Genomic DNA, 15,067 nt, shown 5'->3' on the forward strand with positions numbered 1-15,067 from the left:
TCAGGCGCCCCTTCCCGATACGCGGGCGGCCACGCGCCGTTCCAGCCATTGCAGCGGAATGACCAGCGTGAACGCGGTCAGCAGCAGCACCACGGCCATGCTGGCGGCCTTGGGGTAATCGAACACCTGCAGCACATCCTGGTAGATCTGCGTGGCCAGCATGCCGTCGCGCACGCCGCCCAGCAGCAGGGGCGTGACGATGGCGCCGGTCGACAGCAGGTAGACCAGCATGGCGCCGGTGATGACCCCGGGCATGCTCAAGGGCAGCGTGACGTGCCAGAAGGTCTTGAAGGGGCCGGCCGACAGGGTCTGCGAGGCCTCGTCCAGCGAGCGGTCCAGGTACAGCAGCACCGCCAGCACCGACACGATGAAGAACGGACAGAACACGTGCACCAGGCCGATGACCACGCCGGTCATGTTGAAGATCAGGCGCAGCGGCGTATCGATGACGCCGGCCGACAGCAGCATGGAGTTGAGCGTGCCGCGCGGGCCGAGGATGACCATCCAGCCATACGTGCGCACCACCACGCTGACCAGCCAGGGCATGATGACCAGCATCATCAGGAAATTGCGGTTGCCGCGGTAGCGCGCGATGGCGTAGGCGATCGGATAGCCGACCAGGGCCGCGCACGCCGTCACCGCCACGGCGATGACGATGGTGCGCACCAGCACCGCCACATAGTCGGGGCGCTCGAAAAAGCGCACGAAGTTGTCCAGCCCCCAGCCCGCGCCGGTGTGCAGCGATTCGACCACCAGGTAGCCGACGCCGACCACGAACAGCGCCACCAGCAGGGCCGGCGGCGCCAGCAGCAGCAGGGGAGGCCGGATCGCCCGCATCATGGCCCGCGCCTCAGCGCGCCGCGCCGGCCATGGCGCGCTCGACCGCTTCGATGCGGGTCTTGCGCGTCTTGGCGATCAGGTTCCAGTCGGGCTGGTACAGCTGGTCGCGCAGCTTGTCCAGCGGCTGGCCGAGTTCCTTCTCGGCCGCGGGCGACAGCCTGGCCTGGCTGTTGAGCGGCATGTAGCCGGCGATCTCGGCGATGCGTTGCTGGCCCTCGGGCTGGCCGACGTATTCCAGCCACTTCATGTAGTGCTCGCGGCCTTGCGCGCCCTTGGGCACCACGACCAGGTACGGCAGCATGAGCGCGCCTTCCTTGGGCACCACCAGTTCGACATTGCGCTGCCCGTCGCGCTGCATCTGCCAGATGCGGGTGGAGTAATAGGGCGCCGCGGCCACCTCGCCGCGCTGCAGCAGCTGGTTCATCTGCGCCATCGAGCTGTACATGGTCAGCGCGTTCTTGCCCAGCGCGGTCAGCAGTTCGAGGCCCTTGGCGGTGTCGCGCTCGCTGCCGCCCTCGGCCACCGACATGATGGTCAGGTCGTAGGCGGAGCTGTACACCGGGCGCGTGACCGACAGCTTGCCGGCCCACTTGGGATCGGCGAGGTTCTTCCACGAGGCGAAGTCGGCCGGCTTGGCCAGGTCGGTGTTGACGGCAATGCCGTAGTAGGCGAAGTAGGTGCTGACGCCGATCAGGCGGCCATTGGGCGCCTTGAGCAGGTACTTGTCCGGCACGTTCTTGAGCGCCGGGAAATCGGCCATGTCGAAATCCTCGAGCAGGCCGTCCTCGTACATCTGGGCGGCCTCGAACAGCGAGGACAGCACCGCGTTGAACTTGGGCGCGCCTTTCTGGGCCCGCACCTGCGCCTCGGGCGTGGGCACCTCGACGATCTTCACCTCCAGCTTGCTGGCCTTCATGAAGGGCTCGGCGTACGCCTCGCGCCAGGCCTTGCCGACCCCGCCGCCCCAGGTCGCCATGGTGATGTCCTGCGCGGGCACGGCGGCCGAGGCCCCCAGCATCGAGGCGGCCAGCGCCCACTTGGCAAATCGCTGCGTGATGTTCATGTTGGCTCCTGGAGAGTGCTGCGAGTCAAAGGGAAACGACACAGACGCGCCGGTCGTCCCAGGTCAGGCCGACGGTGGCGCCCGGCTCGGGCGGCGCGCCGTCCTCGGCGCCGTGCCAGTCGGCCAGCAGCTTGCGCTGGCCCACGGCCAGCCACAGGCGTGTGTTCTGCCCGGCATAGACGCGGCGCAGCACGGTGGCGCGCAGGCGGCCTTGCTCGAGCGCGGCGATGCGCAAGTGTTGCGGGCGCAGCGAGACGCCGACCCGCGCGCCCTCGGCCCACTGCGCGGCGGGCGGCTGCAGGCTGCAATCCCAGTCGGCCAGCCGCACGCGCGGCGCGCCGCCGGCCTGGCGGTCGACGGTGCCTTCGAGAAAATTGGTGTCGCCGACGAACTCGGCCACGAAGCGGGTAGCCGGACGTTCGTAGACGGCGGCCGGCGTGTCGACCTGCTCGATCGCGCCGTTGCGGAACACCGCGATGCGGTCGGACATGGTCAGGGCTTCCTCCTGGTCGTGCGTGACGAAGATGAAGGTCGTGCCCAGCGACTCCTGGATCTGCTTGAGTTCGGTCTGCATCTGGCGCCGGATCTTCATGTCCAGCGCGCCCAGCGGCTCGTCGAGCAGCAGCACGCGCGGCTCGGTCACGATGGCGCGGGCCAGCGCCACGCGCTGCTTCTGGCCGCCGGATATCTGGCCGATGTAGCGCTCGCCGTAGCCGGCCAGGCCCACCATCTCCAGCGCCTGCGCCACCTTGGCCTGGCGCCGGGCCGGCGGCACGCGGCGGATCTTCAGGCCATAGCCGATGTTCTCGGCCACGTTGAGATGGGGAAACAGCGCCAGGCTCTGGAACACCATGCCCAGCGGGCGGCGGTAGGGCGGCGCGGCGACGATGGAGCGGCCGTCGATGCGCACGTCGCCGGCGGTGGGCGTCTCGAAGCCGGCGATGATGCGGATCAGCGTGGTCTTGCCGCAGCCGCTGGGGCCCAGCAAGGTGAGGAATTCGCCTTCGCGCACGTCCAGGTCTATGCCGGCCAGGGCCGTGGTCGGACCGAACGTTTTGGTGACGCCGGATATCTCGAGGATCCGGGAGTCGCGCTGCGGGGAGTGACCTTCCATGCTCGAACAGCCTCGGGTTTGCGGGTAGGCGATGTCGGCAGGATAGGGGAACGGATATGTGCTGACAATAATGTTTACCCGTAAAACGGTTTAGAATTACCGTACAGCGATAATAATCACCCGAAATTCGGGTAAACGAGGAGTGCGTATGCTTGATTACGACGAGGAGCTGGCCGGCAATGCCATGTTCAACCAGTCGTTCGCCAAGGGCCTGAAAGCGCTGTTCGCCTTCCAGGGCCACCAGAGCGCCATGTCGCTGTCCGAACTGGCCGCGCGGCTCGACGCCAGCATCAGCTCGGTGCAGCGCACCGTCTTCACGCTGGAGCGCCTGGGCCTGATCAGCAAGTCGCCCAAGACCCGCAAGTATTCGCTGACGCTGCGCGTGCTGGAGCTGGGCTGCAACTACATCACGGCCGATGCGCTGGTGGAGGCGGCCAATCCGTTCCTGGCCGAGCTGTCGAACATCACCGGCGAGACGGTCAACCTGACCGAGCCGCTGGAGCGCGAGATGGTCTACGTCTCGCGCGTGGTGGCGGCCAAGTTCATTCCCATCCACATGCCCATCGGCAGCCGCATTCCCATGTATTGCACGGCGTCGGGCCGCGCCTACCTCAGCGCGCTGGACGACGCCCGCGTGCAGGCCATCCTCGACGGCTCCGCGCTCAAGCGCCACACGCCCTGGACCGAGACCGATCCGGCGCGCCTGCGCGCCCTGATCGAGCAGGCGCGCGTGAGCGGCGTGGCGCACAACAAGGAAGAGCTGTTCCTGGGCGACATGACGCTGGCCGCGCCCATCGTGGGCGGGCGCGGCGCGCCGGTGGCCTGCGTGCACATCGTCGCGCCCACCAGCCGCTGGACCCAGGAAGAGGCCTTCGCGCGGCTGGCGCCGCCGTTGCGCGATTGCGCGCGCGGCATCGCCAACGCGGTGCGCGCCTTCACCTGAGCGGGCGCGTTCAGTTGGCCACGTAGCCGCCGTCGACCGGCAGCGTCACGCCCGTGATGTAGGCGGCCCAGTCGCTGGCCAGGAAGCAGATGGCGTTGACCACGTCGTCGACCGAACCGGGGCGCGCCAGCGGCACGCGGGCCAGGAAGCGGGTAAGCCCCTCGGGGTCGGCCACCGTGGCGCGCGTCATGTCGGTGACGGTCAGCCCGGGCGCCACGGCGTTGACGCGGATGCCGTCGGCGCCCAGTTCCAGCGCCAGCGCCTGCGTCATCTGCTTGATGCCGCCCTTGGACGCCGTGTAGGCGGCCGAATTCTTCACCGCCACGAACGAATGGATGGAGGCGATGTTGACGATGCAGCCGCGCGTGGCGCGCAGCTGCGGATAGAAGGCCTGCGCGGCCAGGTACGGGCCGTTCAGGTTGACGTCCAGCGTGGCGGCCCAGAAGTCGCGCGCCCGCGGGTCGTCGAAGGCGCTGCGCAGCAGCACCCCCGCATTGTTGACCAGCACGCCGCACGGCCCCAGCCGCTCTTGCGCGTCGCGCGCGGCGGCCAGCAGGGCGTCCTGGTCGGTGACGCTGATCGCGTAGGCGGCGGCCGCGCCGCCCAGCGCGGCGATGCGCGCGCAGGTGTCGTGCGCCGCTTCGCCGTTGATGTCGATCACCGCCACGGCGGCGCCGGCCTGGGCCAGCCGCAGCGCGGCGGCCCGGCCGATGCCGGCGCCGGCGCCCGTGACGACCGCGCTGCGGCCGGACAGGTCGAGGACCGGCGCGATGGACGGTACTGCCGTCATGGCGCGCAGCGTCAGGCGAGGTGGCGCTGCATGAACGCCACCGAGCGTTCCTCGGCCAGCGCGGCGGCCGCGGCGTCCCAGTGCTCGCCGCCGGGGCGGGCGAAGGCGTGGTCGCAGCCTTCATAGACGTGCGCCTCGCATTGCGGCAGCTTGCCGGCCGCCTCCAGGATGACGGCGCGCGCCTCGGGCGGCACGAAGCGGTCCTGCTCGGCCACGTGCAGCAGCGTGGGCGCGGCCTGCGCGTCCACGGTGGGCAGCAGCTGGTCCAGCATCACGCCGTAGTAGCTGACCGCGCATTGCACCGGCGTGTCCATGGCCAGGCGCACGGCCAGGCGTCCGCCCAGGCAATAGCCCAGGCCGGCGACCTTGCCGCCGCTGCGTTCGGCCAGCCAGGCGCGGGCGGTGTCCAGGTCGGCGATGGCCTGGTTCTCGTCCATGGCCTGCATCAGGCGCACGGCCTGGCCGAAATCGGCCTCGGAGGTCGGGTCCAGCTGCACGCCCGGCTCCTGGCGCCAGAACAGGTCGGGGCACAGCACGTCGAAGCCCAGCCGGGCCCATTGGTCGGCGGCGGCGCGCATGGCGAGGTTGATGCCGAAGATCTCCTGGATCAGCACCAGGCCCGGCGCGCCGGCCGTGGGCGCCGGGGCGTGATAGGCCTCGAAGGTCTGGCCATCGCGGGTCTTGAGCGTGATCATGGTCATGTCGGATAGTCCTTTGCGTTGCGGTGGAACAGGCAACGCCCGCGCGGCGGGCGTCACGAAGATTGGGCGGCCGAGAAATCGATGCTGACTTTCTCGGGATGATGCAGCGAGCGCACGTATTCGACCAGCGCGCCGTCGGCCTCGTGCAGCCAGGCGCTGACCTGCAGCACCGGCGCGCCGGCCGGCAGGCCCAGCGCGCCGCTGGCGTAGCCGGGCAGGGCCACGGCGGTGACGCGGTGGCGCAGCCGAGCCACCTTCAGACTGTACACGCGCTCGATGACCGCATAGACGGAATCCAACTCGCCATGCAGCAGCGGCGCGATGCCCTGGTAGCGGCCGGGCACGAACACGCGCGTCCAGGTCGAGGGCGCGTCGTCGTCGACCAGGCGCCGGGTGCCGGTGACGCGCAGCCATTGGCCAGTGGCGTTGGGCAGCGCGGCCAGGCCCGGTTCGCCGCCCGAGCCCTCGACGATGGCGGTGTCTTCGATGCGCATGAGCGACTGGCCGGCGAACTCCAGCGCGTGCGCCAGGCCGTCCATGTGCTGCACGTAGCGGTGACCGGGGGTATTGCGCAGGATGCGCGTACCCAGGCGCTTGACGCGTTCGACCATGCGATGCTCGACCAGGATCTCCATCGCATCGCGTATCGTGGCGCGGCTCACGCCTAGGCGCGCGGCCAGCTCGACCTCGGTGGGCAGGATGCTGCCCACCGGCATGGTGGCGATGTCGCCCATCAGGTCCTGGGCCACGCGGCGGTACAGCGGCGTTTTCTTGTCGGAATCGGTCATGGCGGGCAAGGATCTCAGTTGCGCAGCGTGCCGGGCAGCCACAGGACGATCTCGGGCCACACGGCCAGGGCCATGGCCCACGCCAGCAGCAGCAAAAAGAACGGCAGCGTGGCGCGCGCCACGAAACTGAGCGAACGCCCCGTGATCGATTGGATCACGAACAGGTTGAAGCCGACCGGCGGCGTGATCTGCGCCATCTCGACCACCACCACCAGGAAGATGCCGAACCAGATCGCATCGTAGCCCGCCGCCACCACCAGCGGCAGGGCGATGGGCAGGGTCAGCACGATGATGGAGGTGCCGTCCAGGAACATGCCCAGCACCACGTAGAACAGCAGCAGCAGCGCGATCAGCAGCAGCGGCGACAGGCCCAGTTCGCCGATGCGCGCGGCCACATACTTGGGCAGGCCGAGGTAGCTCATGGCCACCGAGATCAGCGCCGCGCCGGCCAGGATCAGCCCTATCATCGAGCAGGTGCGCACCGCGCTGCGGCCAGCGGCCACCAGGCTGGCGCGCGTCAGCGATCGCTGCAGCAGCCCGATCGCCAGCGCGCCCAGCACGCCCACGGCGGCGACCTCGGACGGGCCGGCGATGCCCAGGTAGAGCGCGCCCATGATGGCGGCGATCAGCCCGATCACCGGCAGGATCTGCGCCAGCGCGGCGATGCGCTCGCGCAGCGTGTAGCCCGGCCCGGCGTCGTCGGGGCGCTGTGCGCGCAGCGCGATGTAGGCCATGTAGACGGCCGCCAGGCCCAGGCCGGGCAGCACGCCGGCGATGAACAGCTCGACGATGGACTGCTCGGCCAGCACGCCATAGACGATCATGATGAGGCTGGGCGGGATCAGGAACCCCAGCGTGCCGGCGCCCGCCAGCGAGCCGATCGACAGGCGCGCGTCATAGCCGCGCTGCTGCAGCTCGGGCAGGGTGACGCGGCCGACGATCTGGGTGGTGGCCACCGAAGAGCCGCAGATGGCGGCGAACAGGGTGCAGCCCAGCACGTTGACGTGCGTCAGGCCGCCGGGCAGGCGTCCCACCCAGGGCGCCAGTCCGGCGAACAGCGAGCGGCCCACGCTGGTCTTGGCCAGGACCTCGCCCATCAGCACGAACAGCGGCAGCGACAGCAGTTCCTGGCTGGTCGACGCGGTCCAGACGATCTGGCCGGCCAGCACGTCCAGGGGCAGGTTGGGCTTGAACAGCAGCAACAGGAAGTAGGCCGCGCCGAACAGGCTCAGGCTGACCCATATCGAGGCGCCCAGGAACAGCAGCAGCAAGGCGGCGGTGACGACGGTGATGGCGATCATGATGGCGGGGCGGCGCGGGTCAATGGCCGGCGGCGCGGCCGCCGTCGGTTTCGGCCGGGCGGCCGGTCAGCTGGCGCAGCAGGCGCGCGACGAAGGCCAGCGCCAGCAGCGCGGCGCCGGCCAGCACCACGGCCTGCGGGATGGCCAGCGGGGTCTGCATCACGGTGTTCGACACCAGGCCGCGCGCGATCGACTTGCCGGTCAGGCGCGCCAGTGCGACGACGATGACCGCCGACAGCGCCAGGCCGGCGCAACTGGCCGCGATATCCAGCAGCCGGGCCGGCCGCGCGGGCAGCGCATCGCGCAGGAACAGGACGCGGATGTGGGCGCCATGGCGCAGCGCGGCTCCCATGCCGAGGAAGAACGCGGCGGCCATGCCGTAGGCGCAGTACTCCCACGAGAACGGGATGCTGCGCCCCATGGCGCGCGCGCCCACTTCGGCCAGCATCAGCGCGGCGATGCCGTACAGCAAGGCGATGGCAAGGTGCTCGGCGCCGGCGCACAGCGCGTCGATCAGGCGTAGCAGGCGGTCCATGGCGGCTCGCTCAGGGCTGCTTGCGGTCTTGCAGATAGGCGTCGAGCAGCTGGCGCGCCTGCGGGCCCGCCTGGCGCGCGAAAGCGTCCCACATCGGGCGGCCCACGGCGGCCACGCGCGCGCCGAGCGCTTCCGAGGGCGTGGCGATGGCGACCTTGTGCTCGCGCAGGATGGCCAGGTCTTTCTCGTCCTGCGCCGCGCTGATCTGCCAGAAGCGCGGCTCGAGCTCGGCGGCCGCGGCCTGCACGGCCTGTTGCTGCGCGGCGCTCAGCTTGTCCCAGGCGTCCAGGTTGACGGTGACCAGGCTGAGCGAGGTGGCCCAGTTCAGGGGCAGGAAATGCGGGGTGAATTCCCAGAACTTGCCGTCCACGCCGGAGGACGCGGAGGTGCCCACGCCATCGATGGTGCCCGCGGCCAGCGCCGGCACCACTTCGCCCCACGGCATCTGGGTGGGCGCCGCGCCCAGCTGGGCCATGAATTCGTAGGCGGCCTTGTCGTGCGCGCGCAGCTTCTGCCCCTTCATGTCCTCAGGAGTGGACAGGGCCTTGCGGCTGAACAGCCCGGGCGAGGGCCACGGCACGGCGTACAGGATGCGCTGGTTGTGGGCCGCGGCGATGCGGTCGTAGACCGGCCGGGCGTGGCGCAGGAAGGTTTTCATGTCGTCCTGGCCGGCGATCAGCCCGGGCAGGGCGTCCATGCCCAGGAGCGGCTCGACGCCGGCCTGTTGCGACACCAGCATGTCGGCCACCTGCACGATGCCGGACTCCACCGCCATCAGCGTGTCGGGCCCCTTGACGTTGAGTTCGCCGCCGGCGTGCACCGTGATCAGCACCTGGCCGCCAGTGGCCTCGCGCACCTTGGCGGCGAATGCCTCGGCATTGCGGCTGTGGAAGTTGCCCGCCGGCCAGGCCAGCGACATGTCCCAGCGCTGCTGGGCATGGGCGGTCGCGGCGGCGGTCAGGGCGCATGCGCCCAGCGCGGCGCGAAGCAGGAAACGGACGGCGGCGGACATAGGTTTTCCCTTGGCTAATAAGTTCGTACTTATTCAATAAGTCCGAATCTTATTGGCGAACGGCGCCGCCGGGCACTAGGGAAAACACGGGCCGCGCGGGGCAGCCCCGCGCTCAGCGCGCGTACATGGCGGCGAAGTCGGGCGCCGGGTCGGGATGGTCCAGCCCCAGGCGCTTGCACAGCAGCACCAGGCCTTCGACCATCAGCGCGGCCGCCAGCGATGCCGTGGTCCCATTGACGTCGTGCGGCGGGCTGACCGTATTGACGTCGATGGCGACGATGTTCAGGCCGGCCAGCCCGCGCAGGAACGCGATCGCCTCGCGCGCGCTCAGGCCGCCCCAGCTGGGCGCGCATACCCCGGGCGCGCAGGACGGATCCAGCACGTCCATGTCCAGGCACAGGTAGACCGGCCGTTCGCCCAGGCGCGCGCGCAGGTCCTGCAGCACTTCGGCCATGCCGCGCGCCAGCAGCTCGTTGAGCGGGATGATCTGGTAGCCGAAGTGGCGCGCATGGCGGAACACATGCTGGGTGAAGGTGGTGCCGCGCGTGCCGATATGAAACGCCAGCGAGGTGTCCACGCGGCCTTCCAGGGCGGCGTGCGTGAACTGCGTGCCGGCGTTGTATTCCTTGCCCTTGACGAAGGTGTTGGTGTCGGTGTGCGAGTCGAGGTGGATGACGGCCAGGCCCGGATGGCGTTTGCCGACCGCGCGCAGTTGCGGCAGCGACACGCTGCCGTCGCCGCCCATGGTGACCGGCACCGCGCCGCCATCGACGATGGCCCCGACCGCCTGCTCGATGCGCTCGAAGGCATCGAGAATGTCGCTGGGCACCACGCGCACGTTGCCGCAGTCGATCACCCCGAGCCGCTGCAGCGGGTTGTAGTCGGCCAGTTCGGGGTTGAAGGTGCGCATCAGGCGCGACTGTTCGCGGATCGACTGCGGACCCTGGCGCGCGCCGATGCGAAACGCGTGCGTGCCGCAATCGAAGGGGATGCCGAGGATGGCTGCCCTGGCGCCGTCGATGGCATGGCGATGGGGCACGCCCATGAAGGTAGGTGGCGTGTCGCACAGGTCATGCAGCGCGCTGGGGGATGGCATGGCGGAGGTCTCCTGGCGGCGTGGCGCCGCCCGTGGTGGTTCGGGGAAGCGGCGGCGGCGCGCCGTTATTGCATGCTGACGCCGGCGGCGCGGGCGATGTCGCGCCAGCGCTGCAGGTCGCGCTGCAGCGTCTGGGCGAACGCCTGGGGTTCGCCGGCCTGCGCGACCACGCTCAGGCGCACGAACTGCTCGCCGATGGCCGGGTCCTTCATGACCTGGGCCAGCGCCTGCTGCAGCTTGTCCACGATGGGCTGCGGCAGTCCGTCCGGACCGAGGATGCCCCACCAGGTCAGGAAGGTCAGTCCGGGCATGCCGGCCTCGGCGAAGGTGGGCACGCCGGGAAAGGCCGGCAGCCGCTGCGGCGCGGTCATGGCCAGCACTTGCAGCTTGCCCGAGGCGACGAAAGGCTGCGCCGAGGCATAGGTCGAGAACGAACCGTCCACGATGCCGGCCACGGTGTCGGTCAAGGCCGGCGCCGAGCCGCGGTACGGAATGTGGTTCAGCGAGATGCCCGCTTCGTGCTGCATGAGTTCGAGCAGCAGGTGGGTCGAGGTGCCGGCGCCGGCGCTGGCGGCCTTCAGCCTGCCCGGGTGCGCCTTGGCCTGGGCGATGAAATCGTCGAGGTCCTTGACCCGCCCGGCCGGCGCGTAGAGGAACGAGGGCGAGGTGCCGATGATGCCGACCGGGGCGAAGTCCTTGACGGGGTCATAGGTCACGGCCGGGTTGACCGCCGCGTTGACCACCAGCGGGCTGTCGGCCAGCAGCAGCGTATAGCCGTCGGGCGCGGCGCGGGCCACGAACGTGGTGCCGATCGCGGTGGCCGCGCCGGACTTGTTCAGGACCACCACGGGCTGGCCGAGGATCTCGCCCAGCGGCTTGGCCAGCAGGCGGCCCAGCACGTCCGAGCTGCCGCCGGCCGGGTAGGGCACCACCAGTTCGATCGGGCGGGTGGGCCAGTCGGTCGCCGGCTGGGCGCAGGCCGCGGCCGCGGCCAGCAGGCCGGTGATGGCCAGCGTGGATTGGACGAACAGGCGCCGGGCGGCGGGCATAGTACGGAGCATGACGGTTTTCCCCTTGGTTCGAATCATCAGCCGGTAGTACCCTTTGCGCAGTCTCCGGCCGTGGCACCGAGTGTAGGAGGGTGTGCGGCGCGCCGGTTATAAGCATTCAAGGGGCATGCAGGCGGTTTGCTTATACGCGCGCCGCCCGCCGCGCCGCACCATGCCAGGGGAACGCATGCGCTTGCGCCATATCGAGGTTTTCCACGCCGTGATGGTCGGCGGGTCGCTGAGCGCGGCGGCCCGGCTGCTCAACATGACCCAGCCGGCCGTCTCGCAGACCATGAACAGTCTTGAACTGCAGCTGGGCTTCGCGCTGTTCCAGCGCGTCAAGGGCCGGCTTGCGCCCACGCCCGAGGCGCACGCGCTGCACGCCGAAGTGGAAAAGCTCAACAGCCAGCTCGATGCGGTCAAGCTGATGGCCGTCAACCTGCGCCAGGACGGGCCGGCGCGCCTGCGCATCCTGGCCGCGCCGGCGCTGGCGATGGAAGTGGTGCCGGACGCGCTGGCCGCCTTCATGGCGGACAGCCCCAATGCGCGCATGACGGTCAAGACCGGCTACTCGGGCGACATCCTGGCCGCCTTGCTGCTGCGCGATGCCGATATCGGCCTGGTCTACCGCTGCGCGCCGCAGGCGCTGATCCGCCAGGAAACGGTGGGCCGCGGCATGCTGGTCTGCGTGGCGCCGGCCGACCGCTACGCCGGGCGCGACCACGTCACGCTGGCCGACCTGCGCGACAGCGCTGTGTTCGTGCCGGAGCGGCGCCATCCCATGGGCCGCCGGCTGGCCGAGCTGTGCGCCGGCCAGGCGCTGGACGCGGACAACCACGTCGAGATCGAGCAGTTCCATGTGGCCCTCAAGCTGGCTACCGCCGGCCTGGGCGTGGCCCTGGTGGATTCGCTCACCGCGCTGGGCGCCGACTTGCGCCGGGTGCGCATCCTGGCGCTGCGGCCGGAGGTGGGGTTCGAGGTCTGCGTCGCCTATCCGGAGTTCGACGCGCATCCGCACCTGTCGCACCGCTTCGCGCGCTGCGTGCGGGAGGTGGTGGCCGCACGCCAGGCGCGCATGGCGCCGGGCTAGCCTGCACTCAGCGCGCCGCGTCGCAGGCAGCCATGGCGGCCACCCGCAGTTGCGGATCCTGCGCGGCGAGGGCGCGCTGCAGGCAGGCGTCGTAGCCGCCGGCCGCTTGCGCCGGCGGGCCGCTGACCTGTTGCGCCAGCGACGCATCGAACTTGCGCAGCGCGCGCATCAGGACTTCGTTCTCGCGGCGATAGCCTTCGGCGATGGCGGTGGCGCCGCCGGTGCGCGCCCACATGTTGAAATGCTGCGCGTCTTCGCCGCTGGCGTCGGCAATGTGCCGCAGCTCCCGGTCGAAGAAGGCGACCTTGATGCGGGCGACCGAATCGTCCGCCGGATACGCATAGACATCGACGATCGCCAGCACGTCGCCGCTGGCCTGCGGCAGTTGGGCCAGGCTTACCTGTTCGACGCTGCCGAAATAGCGCTTCAGGGATGCCGCGACCCAGGCCAGCGGGTAATCGGGGTCGAACAGTTCAGCCCCGGCGCTGGCGATCGTGGCGTCGCCGAAGCGTTTGCCCTGCGCCATGGCGCGCGCGTTATCGTGGATTTTCCGTTTCCAGGCCGCGTTGGCCAGGGTGTTTTCGCTCAGTACCGCCACCGCCTTGACGTCGGGTCCGGCCGGCACCTTGGCCAGCGGCGACTTGGGGCGCTCGCCGGGGAAGATGCCGGCGGCGGCGTCCTTTTGCGGCGGAATGGGCGGCGCCCCGGCGCAGGCTGCCAGCAGCAGGGCGCACGAGAGAGCGCATAGCCGCATCAGGGCGCCGGGCAGGCGGCGCATGCGATCGGCGGTCACTTTGGCGCTCCCAGCGGATCGTAGGTGCCGAGGTGGTAGGGGCAGCCGGGCGCGGACGGGTCCGGGCAGCGCCCGCCGCCCTGAGGACCGGCCGAGCGCAGGTCGTACTGGGGCGAGTAGCCCGATCTCGACGGCGTGGCGGGCGGCTGTTGCGCGCCAGCCTGCCGCGCCTGCGCGGCGGCGGAGGTGATCGCCGCTGCGGCACCCAGGCCCGAGATGATGCTGTTGAAGGAGGCGTCGCGCGCCCTGCCACCGGACACTGCCGCATCGAAGCCGGCCTGCTTCGATGCGGGGTCGAAGCCGCCGGGTGCCAGGCCGGCGGAGAACGCCCGGGACGCGCCGCTATCGTCGGGCGCCGGGGCGGACTCGCTGGCCGCGAAGGCGCTCTTGCGGGCGCAGATGGCGCAGCCTTGCACCTTGACGTTGGCCGCCTTGATGGGCGAGGTGCCGGAGGTCGATTCGGTGTCCTGGTTGCGCCGTGTCAGCACCGTGGTGTAGGGCGTCTGGTCGATCAGGTACGACACGCGCGAGCAGGCGGGGGCGGAGCTTTGCACCAGCAGCTCGGCCGAGTAGGATGGCGCGCTGCCCCCCGTTTTCAGGATCCTGACCGTGGCGCTGCAGGTGCCGACCTGCTGCGCGCAATCGCATTCGAAGGCGTCGAAGGCCTGCGCTGGCGCGGCCAGCCAGAACCCGAGCAGTAGCGCAGGCAGCCTGTTGCGCAGCAAGGTCCACATGTTCGTCTCCCGTATGTGCGCCCGGCGCGACGCTTTCGGGAACGATTGTGAGGCCGCGCCGGCGCGCGCGCGCCCCCCATTTGGGGGGCGGGCGCATCCGCTATCTGGCGGTCTCGATGCTCCAGCCCTGCGGCGGATAGTCGTAGAACGCGTACGGGTGGGTGTCGACGTTGGATTTGTCCACCACGGTGATGGGGACGTTGAAGTGCGGGTAGGGCACGCTGCGGGTCGGCTTGTCCAGCGGCGGCATGGGCAGTCCTTCGTGTTCGCGGATGGCGTACTGGACAATGAGGCGCCCCATGATGACGCCCGGCTCGGAGGCGACCGCGAGCAGGCGGCCCTCGCGGATCATGGCTTCGTTCTCCTTGACCATGGCCGAGGTCAGCACCTTGACGGGGCGGTTGGCCTGGCGGGCCGCGCGCACCGCGCCCATGCCCAGGAAGGTGACCGGGGTGAACACGTATTCGGCGTCCGGGGTGCGCATCAGCAGGTCCTGCGTCTGCGCCATGCCGTCGGCCAGGCTCATTTCGCCGCGGAAGGCCGCCGGCGTCAGCTTGGCGCCGCAGGCGGAGGCCACTTCCTTGAAGCCTTCGTAGCGCAGCCGCGACCATTCCAGCCCGGCGGCTCCGGGCACGACGATGACCTGCTTGCCCTGCGCGCCGTCGTCGCACAGCGCCTTGCCCAGCACCTTGCCGATCAGGGTGTCGTCCTGCAGCACGCCGAAGGCGATCTTGTCGCTGTTGACCGGGATGCCGGCGGAAATGGTCTTGATGCCGGACCTAGCCAGGTCGGCGACCACCGGGTCGTAGCCCGAATAGGCCGCCGGCGACAGCACGGCGTAGTCCACGCCCAGGGTCTTGAACGACTGCAGTTGCGCGAACTGCTGCTGCACGTTGCCGTAGGCGCCGGCCACCGCCACCTGCACCACTTCCACGTTGCTGCGCCGCGCTTCGTCGACGATGCCGTAGGCGATGCCCTTGTAGAAATTGTCCAGCAGGTGCACCACGGTCACGCCCAGCTTGAGAGGCTGCCTGGCGACGATGGGTTCGACGATGCCCTGCAGGCGGTCGCCGTCGGATTCCTTGGCCTGCGCCGGCAGGCTGGCCAGGGCGCACGCCGCCAGGGCCAGGCCGGCGGCCTGGCGCGGCAGGCCCGGCCTGCGCGAGGTTTTGCCGAAGAGTGTCATGGTTGTATTCCCCTTGTGGTGTGACGGGCGCG

At 70.2% G+C, this 15,067-nt stretch carries 16 protein-coding genes; 2 read left to right on the plus strand and 14 right to left on the minus strand.

The features are described from left to right. The 3 genes from EL288_RS11565 to EL288_RS11575 are packed head-to-tail and all read right to left on the minus strand — an operon-like array spanning position 1 to position 3,017. Positions 1-840 (minus strand): ABC transporter permease, encoded by an 840-nt coding sequence (locus EL288_RS11565; RefSeq protein WP_003811610.1) that lies wholly within the window; start codon positions 838-840, stop codon positions 1-3. A gap of 10 nt (positions 841-850) precedes the next feature. Then, positions 851-1,903 carry an ABC transporter substrate-binding protein gene (locus EL288_RS11570; protein WP_003811608.1) on the minus strand — a complete coding sequence of 351 codons (1,053 nt, stop codon included), beginning with the start codon at positions 1,901-1,903 and terminating at the stop codon, positions 851-853. Between the two features lie 25 nt (positions 1,904-1,928). Next, positions 1,929-3,017, minus strand: coding sequence for an ABC transporter ATP-binding protein (locus tag EL288_RS11575; RefSeq protein ID WP_003811606.1), 1,089 nt, complete (start codon positions 3,015-3,017; stop codon positions 1,929-1,931). Between the two features lie 148 nt (positions 3,018-3,165). Between EL288_RS11575 and EL288_RS11580 the strand changes: the two genes are divergently transcribed. Then, the gene (locus EL288_RS11580) at positions 3,166-3,960 is read left to right on the plus strand and encodes an IclR family transcriptional regulator (RefSeq protein WP_033454723.1); all 795 of its coding nucleotides are present in this window, start codon (positions 3,166-3,168) and stop codon (positions 3,958-3,960) included. A 10-nt stretch (positions 3,961-3,970) separates the two neighbouring features. Here EL288_RS11580 and EL288_RS11585 read toward each other — a convergent pair whose 3' ends face one another. The 8 genes from EL288_RS11585 to EL288_RS11620 form a co-directional block, all read right to left on the minus strand. After that, complete coding sequence (locus EL288_RS11585; protein WP_003811603.1) at positions 3,971-4,750, minus strand: SDR family NAD(P)-dependent oxidoreductase; 780 nt, start codon at positions 4,748-4,750, stop codon at positions 3,971-3,973. A gap of 11 nt (positions 4,751-4,761) precedes the next feature. Next, on the minus strand, positions 4,762-5,451 hold the full coding sequence (locus EL288_RS11590; protein ID WP_033458611.1) for a dienelactone hydrolase family protein: 690 nt from the start codon (positions 5,449-5,451) through the stop codon (positions 4,762-4,764). A 53-nt stretch (positions 5,452-5,504) separates the two neighbouring features. Beyond that, positions 5,505-6,239: a GntR family transcriptional regulator gene (locus tag EL288_RS11595; RefSeq protein WP_232018728.1), complete on the minus strand. Its 735-nt coding sequence runs from the start codon at positions 6,237-6,239 to the stop codon at positions 5,505-5,507. A 14-nt stretch (positions 6,240-6,253) separates the two neighbouring features. Next, entirely contained in the window at positions 6,254-7,540 is a 1,287-nt protein-coding gene (locus EL288_RS11600; protein ID WP_033452280.1) for a TRAP transporter large permease, read from the minus strand. A gap of 19 nt (positions 7,541-7,559) precedes the next feature. Then, entirely contained in the window at positions 7,560-8,075 is a 516-nt protein-coding gene (locus EL288_RS11605; protein WP_003817345.1) for a TRAP transporter small permease subunit, read from the minus strand. 10 nt (positions 8,076-8,085) lie between these two features. Then, positions 8,086-9,087: a TRAP transporter substrate-binding protein gene (locus EL288_RS11610; RefSeq protein ID WP_003811594.1), complete on the minus strand. Its 1,002-nt coding sequence runs from the start codon at positions 9,085-9,087 to the stop codon at positions 8,086-8,088. Positions 9,088-9,199: 112 nt separating this feature from the next. Further along, complete coding sequence (locus EL288_RS11615) at positions 9,200-10,183, minus strand: agmatinase (protein ID WP_003811592.1); 984 nt, start codon at positions 10,181-10,183, stop codon at positions 9,200-9,202. Positions 10,184-10,248: 65 nt separating this feature from the next. Beyond that, positions 10,249-11,244: a tripartite tricarboxylate transporter substrate binding protein gene (locus tag EL288_RS11620; RefSeq protein WP_010926603.1), complete on the minus strand. Its 996-nt coding sequence runs from the start codon at positions 11,242-11,244 to the stop codon at positions 10,249-10,251. Positions 11,245-11,419: 175 nt separating this feature from the next. Between EL288_RS11620 and EL288_RS11625 the strand changes: the two genes are divergently transcribed. Further along, positions 11,420-12,322 (plus strand): LysR family transcriptional regulator, encoded by a 903-nt coding sequence (locus EL288_RS11625; protein WP_003811588.1) that lies wholly within the window; start codon positions 11,420-11,422, stop codon positions 12,320-12,322. Positions 12,323-12,329: 7 nt separating this feature from the next. Here EL288_RS11625 and EL288_RS11630 read toward each other — a convergent pair whose 3' ends face one another. The 3 genes from EL288_RS11630 to EL288_RS11640 all read right to left on the minus strand — a co-directional run bounded on the left by EL288_RS11630 (position 12,330) and on the right by EL288_RS11640 (position 15,035). Further along, positions 12,330-13,115 carry a hypothetical protein gene (locus tag EL288_RS11630; protein ID WP_003811586.1) on the minus strand — a complete coding sequence of 262 codons (786 nt, stop codon included), beginning with the start codon at positions 13,113-13,115 and terminating at the stop codon, positions 12,330-12,332. Beyond that, the gene (locus EL288_RS24530; RefSeq protein ID WP_003811584.1) at positions 13,112-13,849 is read right to left on the minus strand and encodes a hypothetical protein; all 738 of its coding nucleotides are present in this window, start codon (positions 13,847-13,849) and stop codon (positions 13,112-13,114) included. The genes EL288_RS11630 and EL288_RS24530 overlap by 4 nt, the downstream gene beginning before the upstream one ends. Before the next feature lie 100 nt (positions 13,850-13,949). Next, a complete protein-coding gene (locus tag EL288_RS11640) occupies positions 13,950-15,035 on the minus strand; it encodes a TMAO reductase system protein TorT (protein WP_003811583.1) in 1,086 nt (361 codons plus the stop codon). Positions 15,036-15,067: the final 32 nt, after the last annotated feature.

This window comes from Bordetella bronchiseptica (genome assembly GCF_900636925.1).
In the GTDB taxonomy this organism is placed as follows: domain Bacteria; phylum Pseudomonadota; class Gammaproteobacteria; order Burkholderiales; family Burkholderiaceae_B; genus Bordetella; species Bordetella pertussis.